The organism is Methanosarcina hadiensis, assembly GCF_046529725.1.
GTDB lineage: Archaea > Halobacteriota > Methanosarcinia > Methanosarcinales > Methanosarcinaceae > Methanosarcina > Methanosarcina hadiensis.
Window position 1 is genome coordinate 2,253,303 of sequence record NZ_CP136241.1, and the last position, 15,119, is coordinate 2,268,421.

The 15,119-nt window shown below is 39.8% G+C and carries 11 protein-coding genes; 5 read left to right on the forward strand and 6 right to left on the reverse strand.

Annotation, left to right across the window (positions count from 1 at the left end; all coding sequences use genetic code 11):
- Positions 1-46: 46 nt before the first annotated feature.
- Entirely contained in the window at positions 47-1,021 is a 975-nt protein-coding gene (locus tag RSJ42_RS09445; RefSeq protein ID WP_410507051.1) for a DMT family transporter, read from the forward strand.
- Between the two features lie 230 nt (positions 1,022-1,251).
- Here RSJ42_RS09445 and RSJ42_RS09450 read toward each other — a convergent pair whose 3' ends face one another.
- The 3 genes from RSJ42_RS09450 to RSJ42_RS09460 form a co-directional block, all read right to left on the reverse strand.
- On the reverse strand, positions 1,252-1,803 hold the full coding sequence (locus tag RSJ42_RS09450) for a pyruvoyl-dependent arginine decarboxylase (RefSeq protein ID WP_410507052.1): 552 nt from the start codon (positions 1,801-1,803) through the stop codon (positions 1,252-1,254).
- Positions 1,804-2,048: 245 nt separating this feature from the next.
- Entirely contained in the window at positions 2,049-4,079 is a 2,031-nt protein-coding gene (locus RSJ42_RS09455) for a hydantoinase/oxoprolinase N-terminal domain-containing protein (protein ID WP_410507053.1), read from the reverse strand.
- 221 nt (positions 4,080-4,300) lie between these two features.
- Entirely contained in the window at positions 4,301-6,223 is a 1,923-nt protein-coding gene (locus RSJ42_RS09460; protein ID WP_410507054.1) for a hydantoinase/oxoprolinase N-terminal domain-containing protein, read from the reverse strand.
- A gap of 723 nt (positions 6,224-6,946) precedes the next feature.
- Between RSJ42_RS09460 and RSJ42_RS09465 the strand changes: the two genes are divergently transcribed.
- The 4 genes from RSJ42_RS09465 to RSJ42_RS09480 all read left to right on the forward strand — a co-directional run bounded on the left by RSJ42_RS09465 (position 6,947) and on the right by RSJ42_RS09480 (position 9,731).
- Positions 6,947-7,234: a type II toxin-antitoxin system RelE family toxin gene (locus RSJ42_RS09465; RefSeq protein ID WP_410507055.1), complete on the forward strand. Its 288-nt coding sequence runs from the start codon at positions 6,947-6,949 to the stop codon at positions 7,232-7,234.
- 312 nt (positions 7,235-7,546) lie between these two features.
- A complete protein-coding gene (locus RSJ42_RS09470) occupies positions 7,547-8,284 on the forward strand; it encodes a M48 family metallopeptidase (protein ID WP_410507056.1) in 738 nt (245 codons plus the stop codon).
- A 480-nt stretch (positions 8,285-8,764) separates the two neighbouring features.
- Positions 8,765-9,187 (forward strand): hypothetical protein, encoded by a 423-nt coding sequence (locus tag RSJ42_RS09475; RefSeq protein ID WP_410507057.1) that lies wholly within the window; start codon positions 8,765-8,767, stop codon positions 9,185-9,187.
- Between the two features lie 28 nt (positions 9,188-9,215).
- Positions 9,216-9,731, forward strand: a complete 516-nt coding sequence (locus RSJ42_RS09480; RefSeq protein WP_410507058.1) for a hypothetical protein — start codon at positions 9,216-9,218, stop codon at positions 9,729-9,731.
- 598 nt (positions 9,732-10,329) lie between these two features.
- On the opposite strand, the gene RSJ42_RS09485 is transcribed toward RSJ42_RS09480, so the two are convergent.
- The 3 genes from RSJ42_RS09485 to RSJ42_RS09495 form a co-directional block, all read right to left on the reverse strand.
- Positions 10,330-10,668, reverse strand: coding sequence for a hypothetical protein (locus RSJ42_RS09485; RefSeq protein ID WP_410507059.1), 339 nt, complete (start codon positions 10,666-10,668; stop codon positions 10,330-10,332).
- A gap of 707 nt (positions 10,669-11,375) precedes the next feature.
- Positions 11,376-13,778 (reverse strand): AAA family ATPase, encoded by a 2,403-nt coding sequence (locus RSJ42_RS09490; protein ID WP_410507060.1) that lies wholly within the window; start codon positions 13,776-13,778, stop codon positions 11,376-11,378.
- Between the two features lie 406 nt (positions 13,779-14,184).
- Positions 14,185-15,117: a hypothetical protein gene (locus RSJ42_RS09495; RefSeq protein WP_410507061.1), complete on the reverse strand. Its 933-nt coding sequence runs from the start codon at positions 15,115-15,117 to the stop codon at positions 14,185-14,187.
- Positions 15,118-15,119 lie beyond the last annotated feature (2 nt).

Consider the following 15,119-nt stretch of genomic DNA (forward strand, 5'->3'; position numbering starts at 1 on the left):
TAAGATAGTTTTATATTCAGGATCAAATATCTCTCTAGTACTTATCATGTTCGCTTCACTTAAAGAAAGGAATCAATCATTTACAGCAGTTATCACGTCCTGTATCCTTTTCGGAATAACAGGCATATTAGTAAGAGAAATAGAAGGAATGGAAGCAGGTTCCATTCTTTTCTACCGATCTTTTTTCGGGTTTGCGGTAGTTCTGGGGTATCTTGCATTATTCGGGGGAATAAAAAAAGTTCAGCTAAAGCAAAAGAAATCCCATATGCTTTTTCTTGGGGTTCTAAATGCTATCACTATGTTTACGTTTTTCTTCACAATCAGGCAGCTTGGAATCCCTGTAGCTGTTCTTTTCCTGTATACGGCACAGATATATGTTACCCTTCTCTCTCCCCTGCTGCTGAAAAACCGCGTAACCATACTTGATATGCTTGCACTTACACTCTCGATCTCGGGAATTCTGCTCGCTATTAATCCTTCAAACTACTGCGGGGTCACAGTCCTTAAAGACGGGGAACTCATTACGGGAATTCTTTCAGGATTAATCTCAGGCCTTTCTTATGGCTGTTCGATAATGACAATGAATTACCTGAAGGAAAACTATTCGGCTGTACAGCAAATGTTCTGGTCAACAGCAGTAACCCTCGTCCTGCTCTTCCCTTTCGGAATATCTGTATCAGGACTGGCTCTGCTTAATAACCTGGAACTGTTAATACCTTTAGGGATCATAGCTGCAGCTCTTGCATCCCTTACATACTTTAGAGGATTGGCTCGTATAAAAGCTCAGACAGCAGCCGTGATCTCCCTGCTTGAGCCGGTCAGTAGTATCTGCTTCTGCTGCATGATACTGGAAGAGCCTGTACAGTCAAATACGGTCAATGGTTGTCTCTTTATCCTTGCAGGTGCAGCGCTTATAGGAAGCAGCGGCTTAATCCAGCCAAGAATTTATGAAAAGTATTTTCGGGACACGTGGGCAAGGTTCTTCCAGCCTTACATGCCCCTCAGGCCAGGGAAGCTCTGATCTTCTTCCCATCATATATTTCAAAAAAGAATGTTTTTAAAAGGATTTTTAATCCTTAATGGTTTAATCCTCAATAGTTTAATCCTTATATGGATAATCCTTAATGGTTCAATCCTTATATGGTTAATCCTTAATGGTTTAATCCTTATATGGTTAATCCTTACCTGATTTATCCGGTTCTTTCTCTTAAATACTGTTTTTCTTTCTGAAAACCTACTTTAAGAGAGTTATCAACATTTGCTTGTGACAAATACCATTGCAGACACTACCGTTGTCCACTTTCCGTCCTTGTCACCTTTTGCAGTCTGGCACATGTGGAATGTATCAAAAATGTGTCCGCTTGCCTTATACACCTGTTCTCTTTCATGCCACGCCATCTCTGCATCGAACTCAATACCGAGAGTTGTCGCCAGCATTGTCGCAGCCAGATCTTCAGCATACTCTCCGGCAATTATTTCTTCTTCTCCAAAAGAGTGGTGTTCTGAAATGTAGCCGTAATTCTCCTCATTCACGGGAACAGCAGTCCCTATAGCTGCTGCCATCAAACGGTGCGGCTCGTTAGTATCATTTCTCGCAAGAACACAATGGACAATTGCACCAGGCCTCAGTTCTGCAAGACCTTCCTCTTTAGATACGAGTTTGCAATTAGGAGGAAGAATACTTGATACGCTTACAAGGTTATATTTCTCAATTCTTGCATCCCTCAATGCGAGTTCAAAGGATGCCAATCTGTCCTTATGGACCCCGGTACCTTTAGTTAAAAATGATTTTCTAGGGATCATGTTAACTCCTATAAGTTTCTGTATTCCATACTTCTGTTATGCGATTTCAACTGTCTGGGCAGCCATACACACATAAACAGTTTATAATAATTAAGTCTTTTCTACAGTTTTGAATGAACCTTTCGGATGGACTGATAAGCTTAAACCAGCATTACATGTATTAATGATTGTTTCATGTTCCAAATGTACAGGAGAGTTATGAACTTTACCCTTTTTCACTATAATTTTCTACTATAAAAGTCTCTTCAGGAGACCTCTTCCCCGGATCTGATCTGCTTTTCATACTCATCTTCAGGTTCATCAAAATTTATAAAGGGCATTTTGTAGCCAGACACTGCTCTTTCATAAACGTCCGAATTTGAAACTCCTTCGAAGATAAACCTTGTCTCAAGTGGAATATTACCCGTATGGACCATTATGTCTTTCTTTTCCATGCTGACCGTAACATGGTCAGGAGAAAGTCCGGATTCAGCCATATAATCAAGTACGAGTTTTCTTCCGAATTCCTCGGCAAACTCGAGAGCTTCTTCCCTTATGACAAAATGCCTTCTTCCAGCAGGGGTATAAACAAAAACCCCTTTTGTCCTCAGGTCATATCTTGATTCACTGTAGGTTGTACGGACTGTGATCTCTACACGCTTTGTCCCTTTTCCTACAAGGGCTCCAACGGCGTTTCCTACTTCAGAGTATTCAGGGACAATTATTTCGGCATCGATCAGCTTTTTCAGGTCGTCCACATAAGCTCTTACCGGGCCTCCAAGAAGCACAACCGGAATATCTACTTTAAAGCGGGAAAAAAAGCTGATTTCAATCATTTTTTCTATCTCATTCCTGTCAACCCCTTCCATAAGGAAAGAAATGAGATCTTTCGCCATATTCCGGGCAAAAAGCCGCTTTAAATCTAAACAGAACTCCTGCCTTTCGGTCCCAATAAAGTTTGCAAGCAGGGTAGCACCAATTACCGAAGCTTCAGCATTCCATTCGGCATATTCTCCCAGCACATGCAGGGCATCGGTTGGAGTAAAACCAATAGCCTGGACGAGCCTTTTCTGGATAAGTGAGTCCATTACCTTTCTGGCAGGAAGAATATTTTTGTCCCAGTAAATGTCTTTAAGAGAAAGAGGCTCGTCTCTTATCATAGCAAGGAGTTCCTCTTCTTCCCTGGTAAGGTTAACAGGCTCCTTTTTTGTCCTTATAAAGAACTTTGTTGCCTGGATGTGTTCGTTCAATTTGAGTTTGTCAGGAATCCAGCGTTTTCTCAGGGTATCCATGAATGAAGGGTAAAGGACAGCAGCCCTGCAGAGAGGAATAACCCTGCGAGGTCCGATATTTATCTTCGTGCCCTGGACCCAGATATGGCTGTCTCCTCCCATTGCGGATGTTTCCATCCTGAGTGCCCTTACCTTTGTCTGCCAGCCTCCAACAACTGCTCCGGTCTCACTGAGATAGGGAAGTCCTCTGTGGATCAGTGAGACATCCGTACTTGTCCCTCCAACGTCGATAACTGCGCAGGTGTCATGCCCTGAGAGATAGGAAGCTCCAAGCAGGCTTGCGGCAGGGCCTGAAAAAACGGATTCTATGGGCTTTCTCATAGCTTCGTGCATGCTAACCACGGAACCGTCGCAGCGGAGCATGGCAATTCTGGGCTCAAGCCCTCTCCTCTTTATTTCGCATACAACGGTTTTTAGAAAAACCTCAGCTACTGGCAGGAGCTGGGCGTTAAGGTAAGCTGTGACCCCTCTCTCATAGGCGCCAAGGGACTGTGCAAGTTCATGCCCGCATACAACCGGAAGGCCTGTAAGTTCCTGGATCAGGGCTTTTACTCGCAGTTCGTGCTCAGGGTTGCGGACGCTGAAATAAGAAGAGACTGCAAAAGCCGAAACCCTGCCTTTAAGCCTTAAAACAAAGTTTTCAACTGCAGAAAGGTCAAGTTCTGTGATTTCATCCCCGTGGCTGTCATGCCCTCCCTGGACCATTATGCAGTTTTCAATCTCCGAATCTGCAGGGATTTCATAATTCCCTACAAGAACCAGCCCCACAGGATACCCTGTCTTTTCCAGAATTGTATTGGTTGCAAGGGTTGTGGAGACCGAAACCATGGTTACGAGCTTCAGCTTTTCCTGGTCAAGCCCGTCAATAGATCTTGTTATCCCTTCCAGAAGGTCAGGATATGTTGTAAATGCCTTGTTTGAACCTGCAACCTCTCCATCAGAATTCCTGATCAATATCGAATCAGTATAGGTTCCGCCTGCATCAATGCCAAGACTGTATGCCATTTTTTACTTCCTGTTTTGTGTGATATTTTTAAGAATAGTCTTAAGGTGCCATTTCATTTTTCAGAATAAAAAATCTGGAGCCCTATAACAGATATCTGGAGCTCTGGAACAAATGAGTCTTGAAGAACAAATTAAGAGATCCAGATTATAATTAAGAAATCCAGATTGTAATATTTGCACTATTGAGGGAAAAATATAAATGTTCCGGAAGAGCCCGGAACTCAGACTTTAGGCATACCGATTCCAACAAAAACAAGTTTAGTTTCCACAGGTATAGTACCCGCTTCACTCAAAGAGATGTCCTTTTTGCTCATCTCTATCTGGACTTCTCCTTTGTCAAGACCTGCTTCGGCCATGTATTCCATAACCAGTTTTCTTCCAAGGGACTCTGCGTATTCAAGGGCTTCCGGATAGTTTCCAAAGGTTTCCCTGCCTCTTGAGGAGAAAAGAAGGACTAACCTTTTCCTGTCCTTTGAATAGGTGCTCTTGATCAGGATTTCGACTCTCTTTATGCCCTTTCCTACTACAGCCCCCACAGCATTTCCTACATCCGAATACCCGGGAACTATAATATCAGCATCAAGGATCTGCTTTAATTCCTCAGTATAGGCGATTACAGGACCTCCTATCAGCACTACAGGGATCTTCATCCTGAACTGCGCAAACCTGTCCGAAAGTATAATTTTTTCAATTTCCTGTTGAGGGACATCTTTTAAGACAAAGGACATCAGGTTCAGCACCATATTCCTTGCGACGTCCTTTTTAATGCGCTTGCAGAGTTCAATATGGTCCGTTTGTGTGTACCGTTCAAGAAGTTTTGCCCCGGCTATTGAAGCTTCCGCATTCCATCCCCGGTAATCTCCGAGCACGTGCAGGGCATCGGTTGGAGTAAAGCCAATCGCCTGGATAAGGCGCTTTCTTATAAGGGAATCAAGAAGTCCCGGAGATAGGGTTTTCTGAGTCTCCCAGAATATGTCATTAAGGGAAGTTGGAGCGTCTCCTATCCTGTCAAAGAGATCCTGCTCGTAACTCCCCAGGTTGGAAGCCTTTACCCCTGTCCTTATAAAAAACTTTGTAGGCTGTACATTTTCTTCAAGGTGCATGGTTCCTGGGATTCTTCCTTTTTTGAGGACTTCAAGAAAACCTGGATACCTGACAGCCGCAACACAGAGCGGGATAACCCTCCGGGGACCTATGTTGATTTTCATGCTTTTGATCCAGACGTGGCTGTCCCCTCCCATTGCTGATGTTTCCATTCGGATGGCTTTGACCTTGGTCTGCCAGCCCCCAACAACAGCTCCTTCAGAGCAGAGTTCGGGAAGCCCGTTTTCGAGCATGGAGACATCCGTACTTGTCCCTCCGACATCGATAACTGCACAGGTTTCAAGCCCTGAAAGGTGGGATGCCCCTACAAGGCTTGCAGCAGGGCCTGAAAAGATTGATTCTATAGGTTTTTCCAGGGCTTCGTTAATGCCTACCACAGAACCGTCGCATTTAAGCATGAGCAGCCTGGCATCCATTCCCCTGCGTTTGATCTCTTCTTTGATGGAAAGGATAAACTGGCTTGCAATAGGAATCAATTGCGCATTAAGGTAGGCTGTAGTCCCTCTTTCGTAAGCTCCCAGATCCAGGGAGAGCTCGTGCCCACAAACAACAGGATATCCCGTAATCTCCTGAATGCGGGCTTTGATTGCCAGTTCATGGGCAGGGTTCCGGATGCTGAAGTACGAAGAGACTGCGAAAGCCGAAACACGGTCTTTTACTTTCTCCACAAAAGCTTCAACTGCTTCCATATCAAGGGAAACCAGTTCAGCTCCGTGATGGTCGTGCCCTCCTTTTACCACGGTATAATATTCAGCCTGCATTTTTTCAGGGATCTCATAGTCTCCTACAAGGATCAAACCTACAGGATAGCCATTTTTTTCAAGGATCGTATTTGTTGCAAGAGTTGTCGAGACAGATACCATTTTTACATCTTTTAAGTATTGCTCATCCAGACCGTCAATGGAATTTTTAATTCCTTCAAGAAGGTCCGGGTAGGTTGTAAGAGCTTTGTTCGAATCCATCACCCTGCCATCGGAATCCCGGATGATGATCGAATCGGTATAAGTCCCTCCTGCGTCAATTCCCATGCTGTATTGCATTTGAATATTCTCCTGTTATTTTTCGTGAATGGGGTTCATGAAATCATTCTTCAGATTTATTTGCCATACATAGATTGCCATATAATATGATTAATGATTGATTTGCCATTATACTACTGATGCCTAAAAATATATAATAGTTAGTTGAATAATCCCTTTCCCGATTTTGAAAAGTGGTCAAGAAATTTTATGCGGAGCAATTTATAAATCAGGTTTTAATTGCACTTTAACTGCGTCTCAATTTATTTCATTTCTATTTCATTTCTGTTTCATTTCTATTTCATTTCTATTTCGTATCTATTTCATTTTTGTTTCATTTCTGTTTCATTTCTATTTCGTATCTATTTTAGTTATATTCCATCTCAATTTCAGCTATATTTCACTTCCATTTCAGTTTGAACTCCTTTATTTAACACTGAAGATTTATATAATTGGCTATATAAATCATTTATCAAATACCTATTTAGAAAAACCTTAAAAAGCGTTTTAAGTCTGAGATGTGATCCTTAAAGCCTTTTATATTGATCAGGGAGTGTACATGATACTTGCACAGATTTTTAATCACCTGAAAGAACTCGAAATTAAATTCAATGAGATCAGCTACCCGCCTGAAACTTCTTTTCAACCTTCCTTTTCATCTAAAATCCGAAAGGCAGAGAAGGATTGCTTACAGCATAACTTACCTGAATTTGAGATTGAAGAATTTCTTGAAAAGGTAGAAAAATGACATATAAAGTGGCAGTTCACCCTTCAGTCAAAAGGAATCTAAAAAAGCTGTACAGCCTCGACCGGCCAGTCTATGAATATGTGAAAAAGCGCCTCCGTCTCCTGGCATATAAACCTGAAATGGGTTATCCTCTTGAGGCGGAATTTCAGGGAAAATGGAGAATTCATATCGGACCCTTTGTGCTGATCTACACCTTTGATAGCGGCAGCAATATTCTCACACTTCTTGTCCTTGAACATTATACCAGGGCATATGATATGGATACGGCTTATACCCGAACTTAATAAATATCTTATGTCATTTATTCTGCTCTTTTCTTAATCTCAAATATTTTTTGCGTTTTAGCGTGACCGGTTTGCTTTTTTTTCTGCTTTTTTGCGAGAAGACCGCTCTCCTTCGTCGAGCGGGATAAGAAAGACCCGGTATAGCTAATGATGCAGTATAGGTCTAAATTATCAGAAATTTAGTCCTCCTGACCAGTCCTCTTGAGGGAAGAGAATCTCATTGTTTTCAGTGAAACTCTGAGCAAAGAGGCAGGTTTAAGCAAAGTTAAATATTAAACTGGACAAAACTCAGAACTCAGGTGGAAACCAGCAATGACAAAAAACGACAGCATTATAGCTTGCGGCAGGACGATAAACTACGAAATCATATACAGCAAAAAGAGGAGAAAAGCAGCGATAGTAGTCCGCCCGGATCTTACAGTGGAGTTTAGAGCTCCGCACGGGCTTAGCCGTGAGGCTATAAGGGATATGGTACTGAAAAAGGCTGGCTGGGTATGGGAAAAACTGGACTGGTTTGAGGCTAACAGGCTGCCTTGCCAGGAGAAGAGATATACTGATGGAGAAAAGTATCTGTACCTGGGTAAAGAATATCCCCTGAAAATCCTGCCCGCTGAAGGAATTAAAAAGCTTTCTGTTTCTTTCAATGAGTCAGAAATTAATGTCCATATTCCGGGAGGGGTGTCTGAGGAACTGAAGCCAGCCCTGATAAAAAAAGCGATCTGGAATTTTTACAGTGGCTGTGCCGAATCGGAAGTTGGCAAATTTCTAAAAGTTTATTCGGAAAAATTGAAAATAAACCCTCCGGTTTTTAAGGTGAAACACCAGAAGAGGCGCTGGGGAAGCTGCTCTGCAGACAATGTCCTCAGGATTAATTTTAAGCTTATAATGGCTCCGCCTGAACAGCTTGAATACGTGGTTGTACATGAACTCTGTCATGTAAAAGAAAAAAACCATTCTGCAAAGTTCTGGAAGCTCGTTGGTGAACTTATGCCTGACTATCAGGTCCACAGGAAAAGCCTGAAAAAAGACGGATGGAAATATATGCTCTAAATTTTTTGTATTTCATATTTTTGCCCTTTATTTTTCTTCGTTCACAGATCTTCTATGAAAACATACACATTTTACTTTTAACCTGAAACCAATGTTTCCCATTTATTCACACTTTCCTGTCAAAAATCGCCAACAAAGTGAAATACGCCATAAGATAGCTTTTTGCATTTTAAATCTATTTTCATCATAAATTAATCCAGAGATTTTAATTTACAATATGCTAAATAATGTTAAAATTAGATACTTGTATTAACTGGTTATATTAAATCATATAAAAATGTTTAAATGCCTTTATACATCAAGTGTAGAACTAATTGAAGAAAGATATAGAATCTACGGACAGTAGAACAAGAAGAAATATTGAATTATCTTGAATAATTGATTGTGAATAATTGATTGTATTAGATTCTCTTCCACAGAAGTAGCAAATTAAGTTTGGAGAATTAATTTCAAGAGGAAAAGCCCATCCTTGAGGGGGACATGAATAATAGGGGAGAAGATATGAAAAAACGGTTATTAGTTGCCATTATTATCATGGGGTTATACGGAATAATATATTTGCTAAATTCCCAATTCTTTGATATTTACGAACCATATTATATTTACACTGTAAGCTGGACTACAAGGCAAGTATTGCCAATTGTTGCTTTTATTACAGTATTGATGACCCTATTAGGAAAATGGCGCCTAACATCTTTTATTTCTTTTGCAGGGTATATTTCAGGTATTGTTTTTGGAGAATTATTTGGAGAATTTGAAAGTGATGTCCCACCACAATATCTTCATTACGGATGGGCAATATGGGGATGTGTATTTATTCTGTCAGTGATAGCAGGAATAATTATAGAAAAGAGATATAAATGTAGATATTTTGAATATATTTTCAAGATTGGGAACAATTAAATAACCATATAACTTAATATCAAGCTTGATGCCTGCAAATAATTCCGAAAATAAAACTTTTAATTATCTACTTTTCGTTTTTATCGGAGTTATCACTTTTTTCCTGAGCGGCTTCGCTCTTAGGGGGATTCACCCTCCTACCTCAATATATCTTATGTTTTTGATTTACGGACTTCTATTTGCAGGTGGGCTGTTAATTTCAAAGAAGTGGTTTACAACTTTTGTTCTCAAGGCCCTCATCGTGTCTCTTGTGCCTCTTCTCCTGGTCTCTGCAATTTTCTTTACCTATGGAGCTCTTAATCATGAATATTCCAAATCTATCGAAGCCGAAAAACTGGAATTTGCGCCTGATGAATTTGTTATCGTAACTGAAGAGGAGCTCGATAAATACCCGCTGCTGAAAAAAGTTATTGAATCTCCTGGTGTGGATTTCAGTGCAAACCCTGAGGAATGGGAACGGACGATTGATTTCCTTAATGAAAAAGGGGCTTACGAAATAAAAGTCAAAGACAATTACTATGGTATCTCTTTTGCAACTGCTTGACTTCTTTTCCGGATTTTACTTCTTTTCTGGATTTTGAGACTTTCTATCTTCTGTAAGGGAGTTTAATCCCATGTTTTAAGGAATTTATGAATCCTTTTGGGTACTATTTATCAGTTTGGATCTATTGGTCAGTTCGGATTTATTGGTTAGTTTGGATTCTATTGGTCAGTTTAGCTTTCCATTACATAATCTGAACATTAACTTTTAATTCTAAAAGAGAATAATATTTTAAAGAAAAAATAGAACTTAATGAGTTATTGTTCAATGGGGACATATTTATGGAGAATAAACCAAATTATCTGTACAGTAGCAATAATCGAAATCATGTTCAAAATATTAGCAGTGAATATGTGAAGAAATATTTCCGAAACATGCTCTTTGGAGTTTTAAATCCGGAAATTAAAATCTCTTCAATTTACTTCCTTAGTGTACTATTTATGATGTCAGGATTCCTATTGTTTATATGCGGGCTTTTTCTGGAGCATCTTTATCAGTTTGTTATGGGTTTTGTCTTTCTGATTTCCGGTTTCATTCTCGACAGCACTGTAAACCGGAGACAGGAGGAGAATTAGCTTACAGAAGAAGGATTACGGCCGACCTAACCTAAATATGGTCCTCCAACATGTATTCTACTGGTAACTATTTCTTCATGTTCATTTATTTCTTCGTGGCCGCATATTGTACATTTATAATACCTTCTCGTCAGTCTCCTTTTCCCGATTTCCTTTATATCAGGTTTTTTTATTTCTACTATTGAGCCTGTTTCCCTGCATTTTTTACATTCAATAGCTTTCAGGGAAAATGCGGGCAGCATTTCCCCCTGTGCTGCGAAAATATCCTCCTGACTTTCTCTAATCTCCATATTTCCGCAGTATTTACATTTCCAATATCTTGTAACTGAAAGAGTGTAATTCCCAAAACCGCTGGTCTCCTTCACGATCGGTTCATCGATCTCTTCACATGCAAGTTTTTTTCCGCACGCATTGCAGAACGTATCCTTATAATACTCCAGCGCGTTCTGTATGAAAATGGAAATAATTAAAGGAATAAGAAAACACGTCATAATAAGAATATAAAACCAATCTGCAGTGCGACTTACTGGATATTTGAATATTGTAACCAGGGATATAACTATGCAGAAAAGGAAGAATGAATTGCTTATTACTTTAAGAGTTTTTTCATCAAATGTGTTTATAAGGAAAAGAGAAGTTTTCTCAAATCTCGGTTTTTTAAACTCAACTGTGCCCGTAAAAATATAGGTGTTAAGCACATGCTCGCAACTGGTATTCCTGTAGTATTTCTTTTCGAGCAGATGATTTTCAAGATTGGCGAACTCAGACTGGTTATACAATTCAAAAGCCCTTCTTTCATCTTTGATCCTTCTGCCGTTTTTAAATTAATGCGATTTTTAAATTAATGCAGTTATTAAATGAATGTAGTTATTAAATTAACGTGGTTACTCGACAATACTTTTTCAATTGTTAAAAACGTTGCGATTTTAATCGGAAATTGTCAAACGTCTAAAAGATATTAGTAAGTCTCAAAAACTCAGGTAATTACTGTTCTATTTAGAGTTTCTCAAACGTTTGATTTCAATTCTGATACAGAGAGTGTAAGGTAAAGATGGTTGTTTAATATCCGTGGTTATTTAATATCCGCACACGACTGCTTCTTTTCGGCTAAAAGTTTATAGAACTCATCTATGCTTTTAATGTGAAGTTCGAGCTGGTCCTCTGGAGGCAGATAAGCTGTTTCCCAGGAGTTTTTTTCATGAAGTATGCTCATTTCCACAATTGCCTGCATAGAGCGCACCCCATGCATGTATTCCGGTACATTAATCAGAGCATTCAGTATTCCACAGCTAACACGGGCGTTATTCTTTATAATAATTTTCGGAGCATTTTCTTCGATTAAGGAACGCAACTGAATCGCTCTGCGGATTATGTAGGTTTCATCTTTCTCGTTTGCCCTGTTGAGTCCGAGGATATCTACATATCCCCGAAGCCTGCTCAGGAAATCAGGGCATTTATTTGAGACTTTTCTGCCTGAATCCATTCCCGGATAAGACTTGCTCTGTATGTTTGAGTAACTGCAAAATTCATAGAAATCTTTGAGCCTGTTATATGTACTTCCGGCAAAAACAAATATTGATCTTCCTATAGGATGCATGGTCTCAAAGTCCAGGAATTCCCCGTCCTGCATAGGCACCAAAAAATATTTTATCCAGCCCAGCTCTTCGTTTTCAAGCTTTGAGTCGAACTCATCAAAAAACACAAGTGGAATTTTCCCCTTTAAAGAAATATCTCTGACCCTGTGAAAAGCATTTGTTAGATCCTTTGTGGATATAAACTGTGAAATATTGAATGCTACTTTCTCTATTTTCTCACTGTCAATACTCTTTGCGACCTGAGTTATTCCGAAAGACTTTCCTGAACCCGGGGCTCCGAATACCGCAATAGAAAGCGGTTTTAAATTTTCTTCAGAATTTATGTACTCTTCCATTACATTTTTTATACTTCTGAAACTTTCTATTTCCGCTCTGTCTACGGTAACTAATTTTCCAAACCTGCCTACAGGAAAATCTCTGATGCTGGGCAGTCCCTTTTTTACTATTGTAAAAGCGAGCTTTTCCAGATAAGTAGAATCCATTTCACCTGAGATTTTACCGGATTCTTCTTTTGTTTTCTCCTTAAGAATAGTCCAGAAGTGTGCATCAGTCTTATCCTTACCTGAACGCTCGACTATATCTTCGTTTAACGGCAGCAGAGTATCTGCTATATAACCGGCAGGTGATTTTAAGGGTTTGTTACGGAGTGATCTTTTCTGGAATGACTCGTTTCTGGATGGTCTGTCCTGAGATAAGTTCTCCTGATCCGAAACACAGCTTTCACCTGTGCTTCTGGTAATATCTGGATGGGTGCACTTTAAGAAATCTGGCTTTCCGCTACTGTCACCATAGCCATATATTAAAGACTCGCGAGATTTAATCAAGCCTTCTCTTATGCCTTCTTCAAGACCTTCTCTAATAGCACTTTCTATGGAGGTTTGATGACGCTCTTCTTGAGAACTTTTATTCTCCCGAGGACTTTTATTCTCCCGAGGACTTTTATTCTCCTGATATTCATTTTTCTTTTCATTCAGTTTGGAGATTAAACATGATGACAGGTTAGCAACAAATACAAGGTTAGTAGCCCGCATATCTCCAAGCCTTCTGGAGTTCCAGAACTCCCCTTCGACTGACACAGGATCAAAGTATAGTTTTGACCTCTCCGCCTTCCCCCTGTAATGAATTGCACCTTCATACTTAAAACGTGTAATTACATTGTTCAGTTCTTTTATTTCCGCAAAATCCTCGTTGTTGTTTACTTCCCACAAAAATTCTACAGCACTTTTTTCCCATGAAACCGAACGGCTTATGTTTGTGCCCGTTTTCCTCAGGTCATCCGCATTCAGTATCAAAATTAGTTTGTCTTTATGATACCTTAAAACCTGATCCCAGAGATCCCCTTTGAAAAGAGGCGGATACATGTTATATATGACAACCGGTTTTCTGCCCCCCTTCAATGCTTCTGGCCAGATACCTTCTTCAAAGCGGAGCCCACTGCCAGCGTCATAGATTATAACTACGTCCGCATCCGGCTGGTCATTAATTATCTCCAGGAAAGCCGGGTAGTTCATTTTATTGGCTGAGGATATATGCCCTAAATAATTTTTAACTCTATATACCCTGGCTTCTTCTTTTGTGTCAGTGGAAGGAACGGAAGGAAATAAATCCAGGTATACATTTGTATGCAAAACCTCGCTGAGGTTCTTTCTAACCAGGTCTTCACAGCTAGGGCTCGCAAGCGAGTAAGGTGATTTCTCTGTTTCAATCTGAAGAATATCTTTCAGCCACTCAGCCAAAATAATAGCTCCACCAGGCTGTGGATTTGTATCAATGCCCTCGTAAAGCTTCCAGTTCGTGTCTTCTCTGATAGAGTATGAAGGTCTGGGCCAGTAATACCAGTCTACATTCACATCCCCAGCGACAACGATTTTTACAGTCATGCAGTTTCCCCCAGCGCAGTCCCATGCAATTATATACTTATGCCGCACTGAATATAACATTAATTCACAAAAGATTATAAATTCAAAGAAAGAAAGTTCCCTAAATATTTCTTAATACTTCTTACCTGTTTCTTGTTATCTTAGTCACTATATCTACGCAAAACTTGTCTTCTGGCAGGCAAAATAGGATAATAATTCGGAAGACTACAGGCTCCTTAAGGAAAAATAAAATTAAGATGATAATTGATTGAATAATCCAAATAATCTTACTTAATATTTTAAAAAAAATAAGTTTGGAAAAGATACTTACCTGATTATTTAAGGTATTACAACGTCTTTTTCTGAATTTTTATCTTCAGGCATTTTCTATTTTCTCGTAAACTCTAAGCACGTTTTGTTTAAATTCTTATACAAGTGTTGCATATCCGTCATTATAGGCATTATATTCACTATTATAGAATTCATTATCCAGCCAGTATGTTCCGCATACAGTTCCGAAAAACCCGGTAACTTTGGCTTCTGCATTTTCATATCCGTCTACCTGGTGTCCGGGAATAATCAGAACATTGTCATCATGATGGGCATTTGAAACTATATCTCCGTCTGGAAGTTGCCAGAGCCGTAAATGGTAGCCGCCGGAAAGCCTGTATTTGCTGTCAGCCATTCCGTCTCCAGCCACCCACTTCCCGTCAGGATATGAAAGGTAATGGGTGTATTCCACAGGATTGTCAACCCATTTTTTACTCAGGAAGACATTTTTAACCGATTTCAGGTCTTTCTCTTTCCACACAAGGTTTATGGGGTCTTCCATTTTATAATACGTCTTAAAAAGTGAATTGACCTTTGAGAAAGTCCACTGGGGGTACGCAGAAGAAGTCGAAGAAGCATCCGAAGAAGTACTGCTGCAATACGGATAAGGATCATTTTCAGTTGTAAGTACTGCGGATTCCTGGGTCACAATTTTTTTCTCTTCTCCGGGCTGCAGTTTCAGGCTCCCGCTTTCCGTACTGATAGTAACTCCTTCTCCTTCAGGAATTATAAAAGTCTGTGACCTTGTAAATTTATCATCTTTGAATTTGCTTTTCAGCTCTTTTCCAGAATAAATTTCAGTAACCTTAAGTTTTCCCTCTTTTTCGTAGTTATAAACTCTTGTTACCTCGACTTTCACAGTATGAATCTCTTTCCATTTCTCACATCGAGGATCTTCTGCAGATTTCTGTTCATTGCCTGTCATCTCATCAATTGACTCTTCAGAAATGGCATTTGCTGTCATAGAAAGCATTATCTCAGAAAATAGGATTAATAGAGAAATAACAATAAACTTTGATCTTTTACTCATTT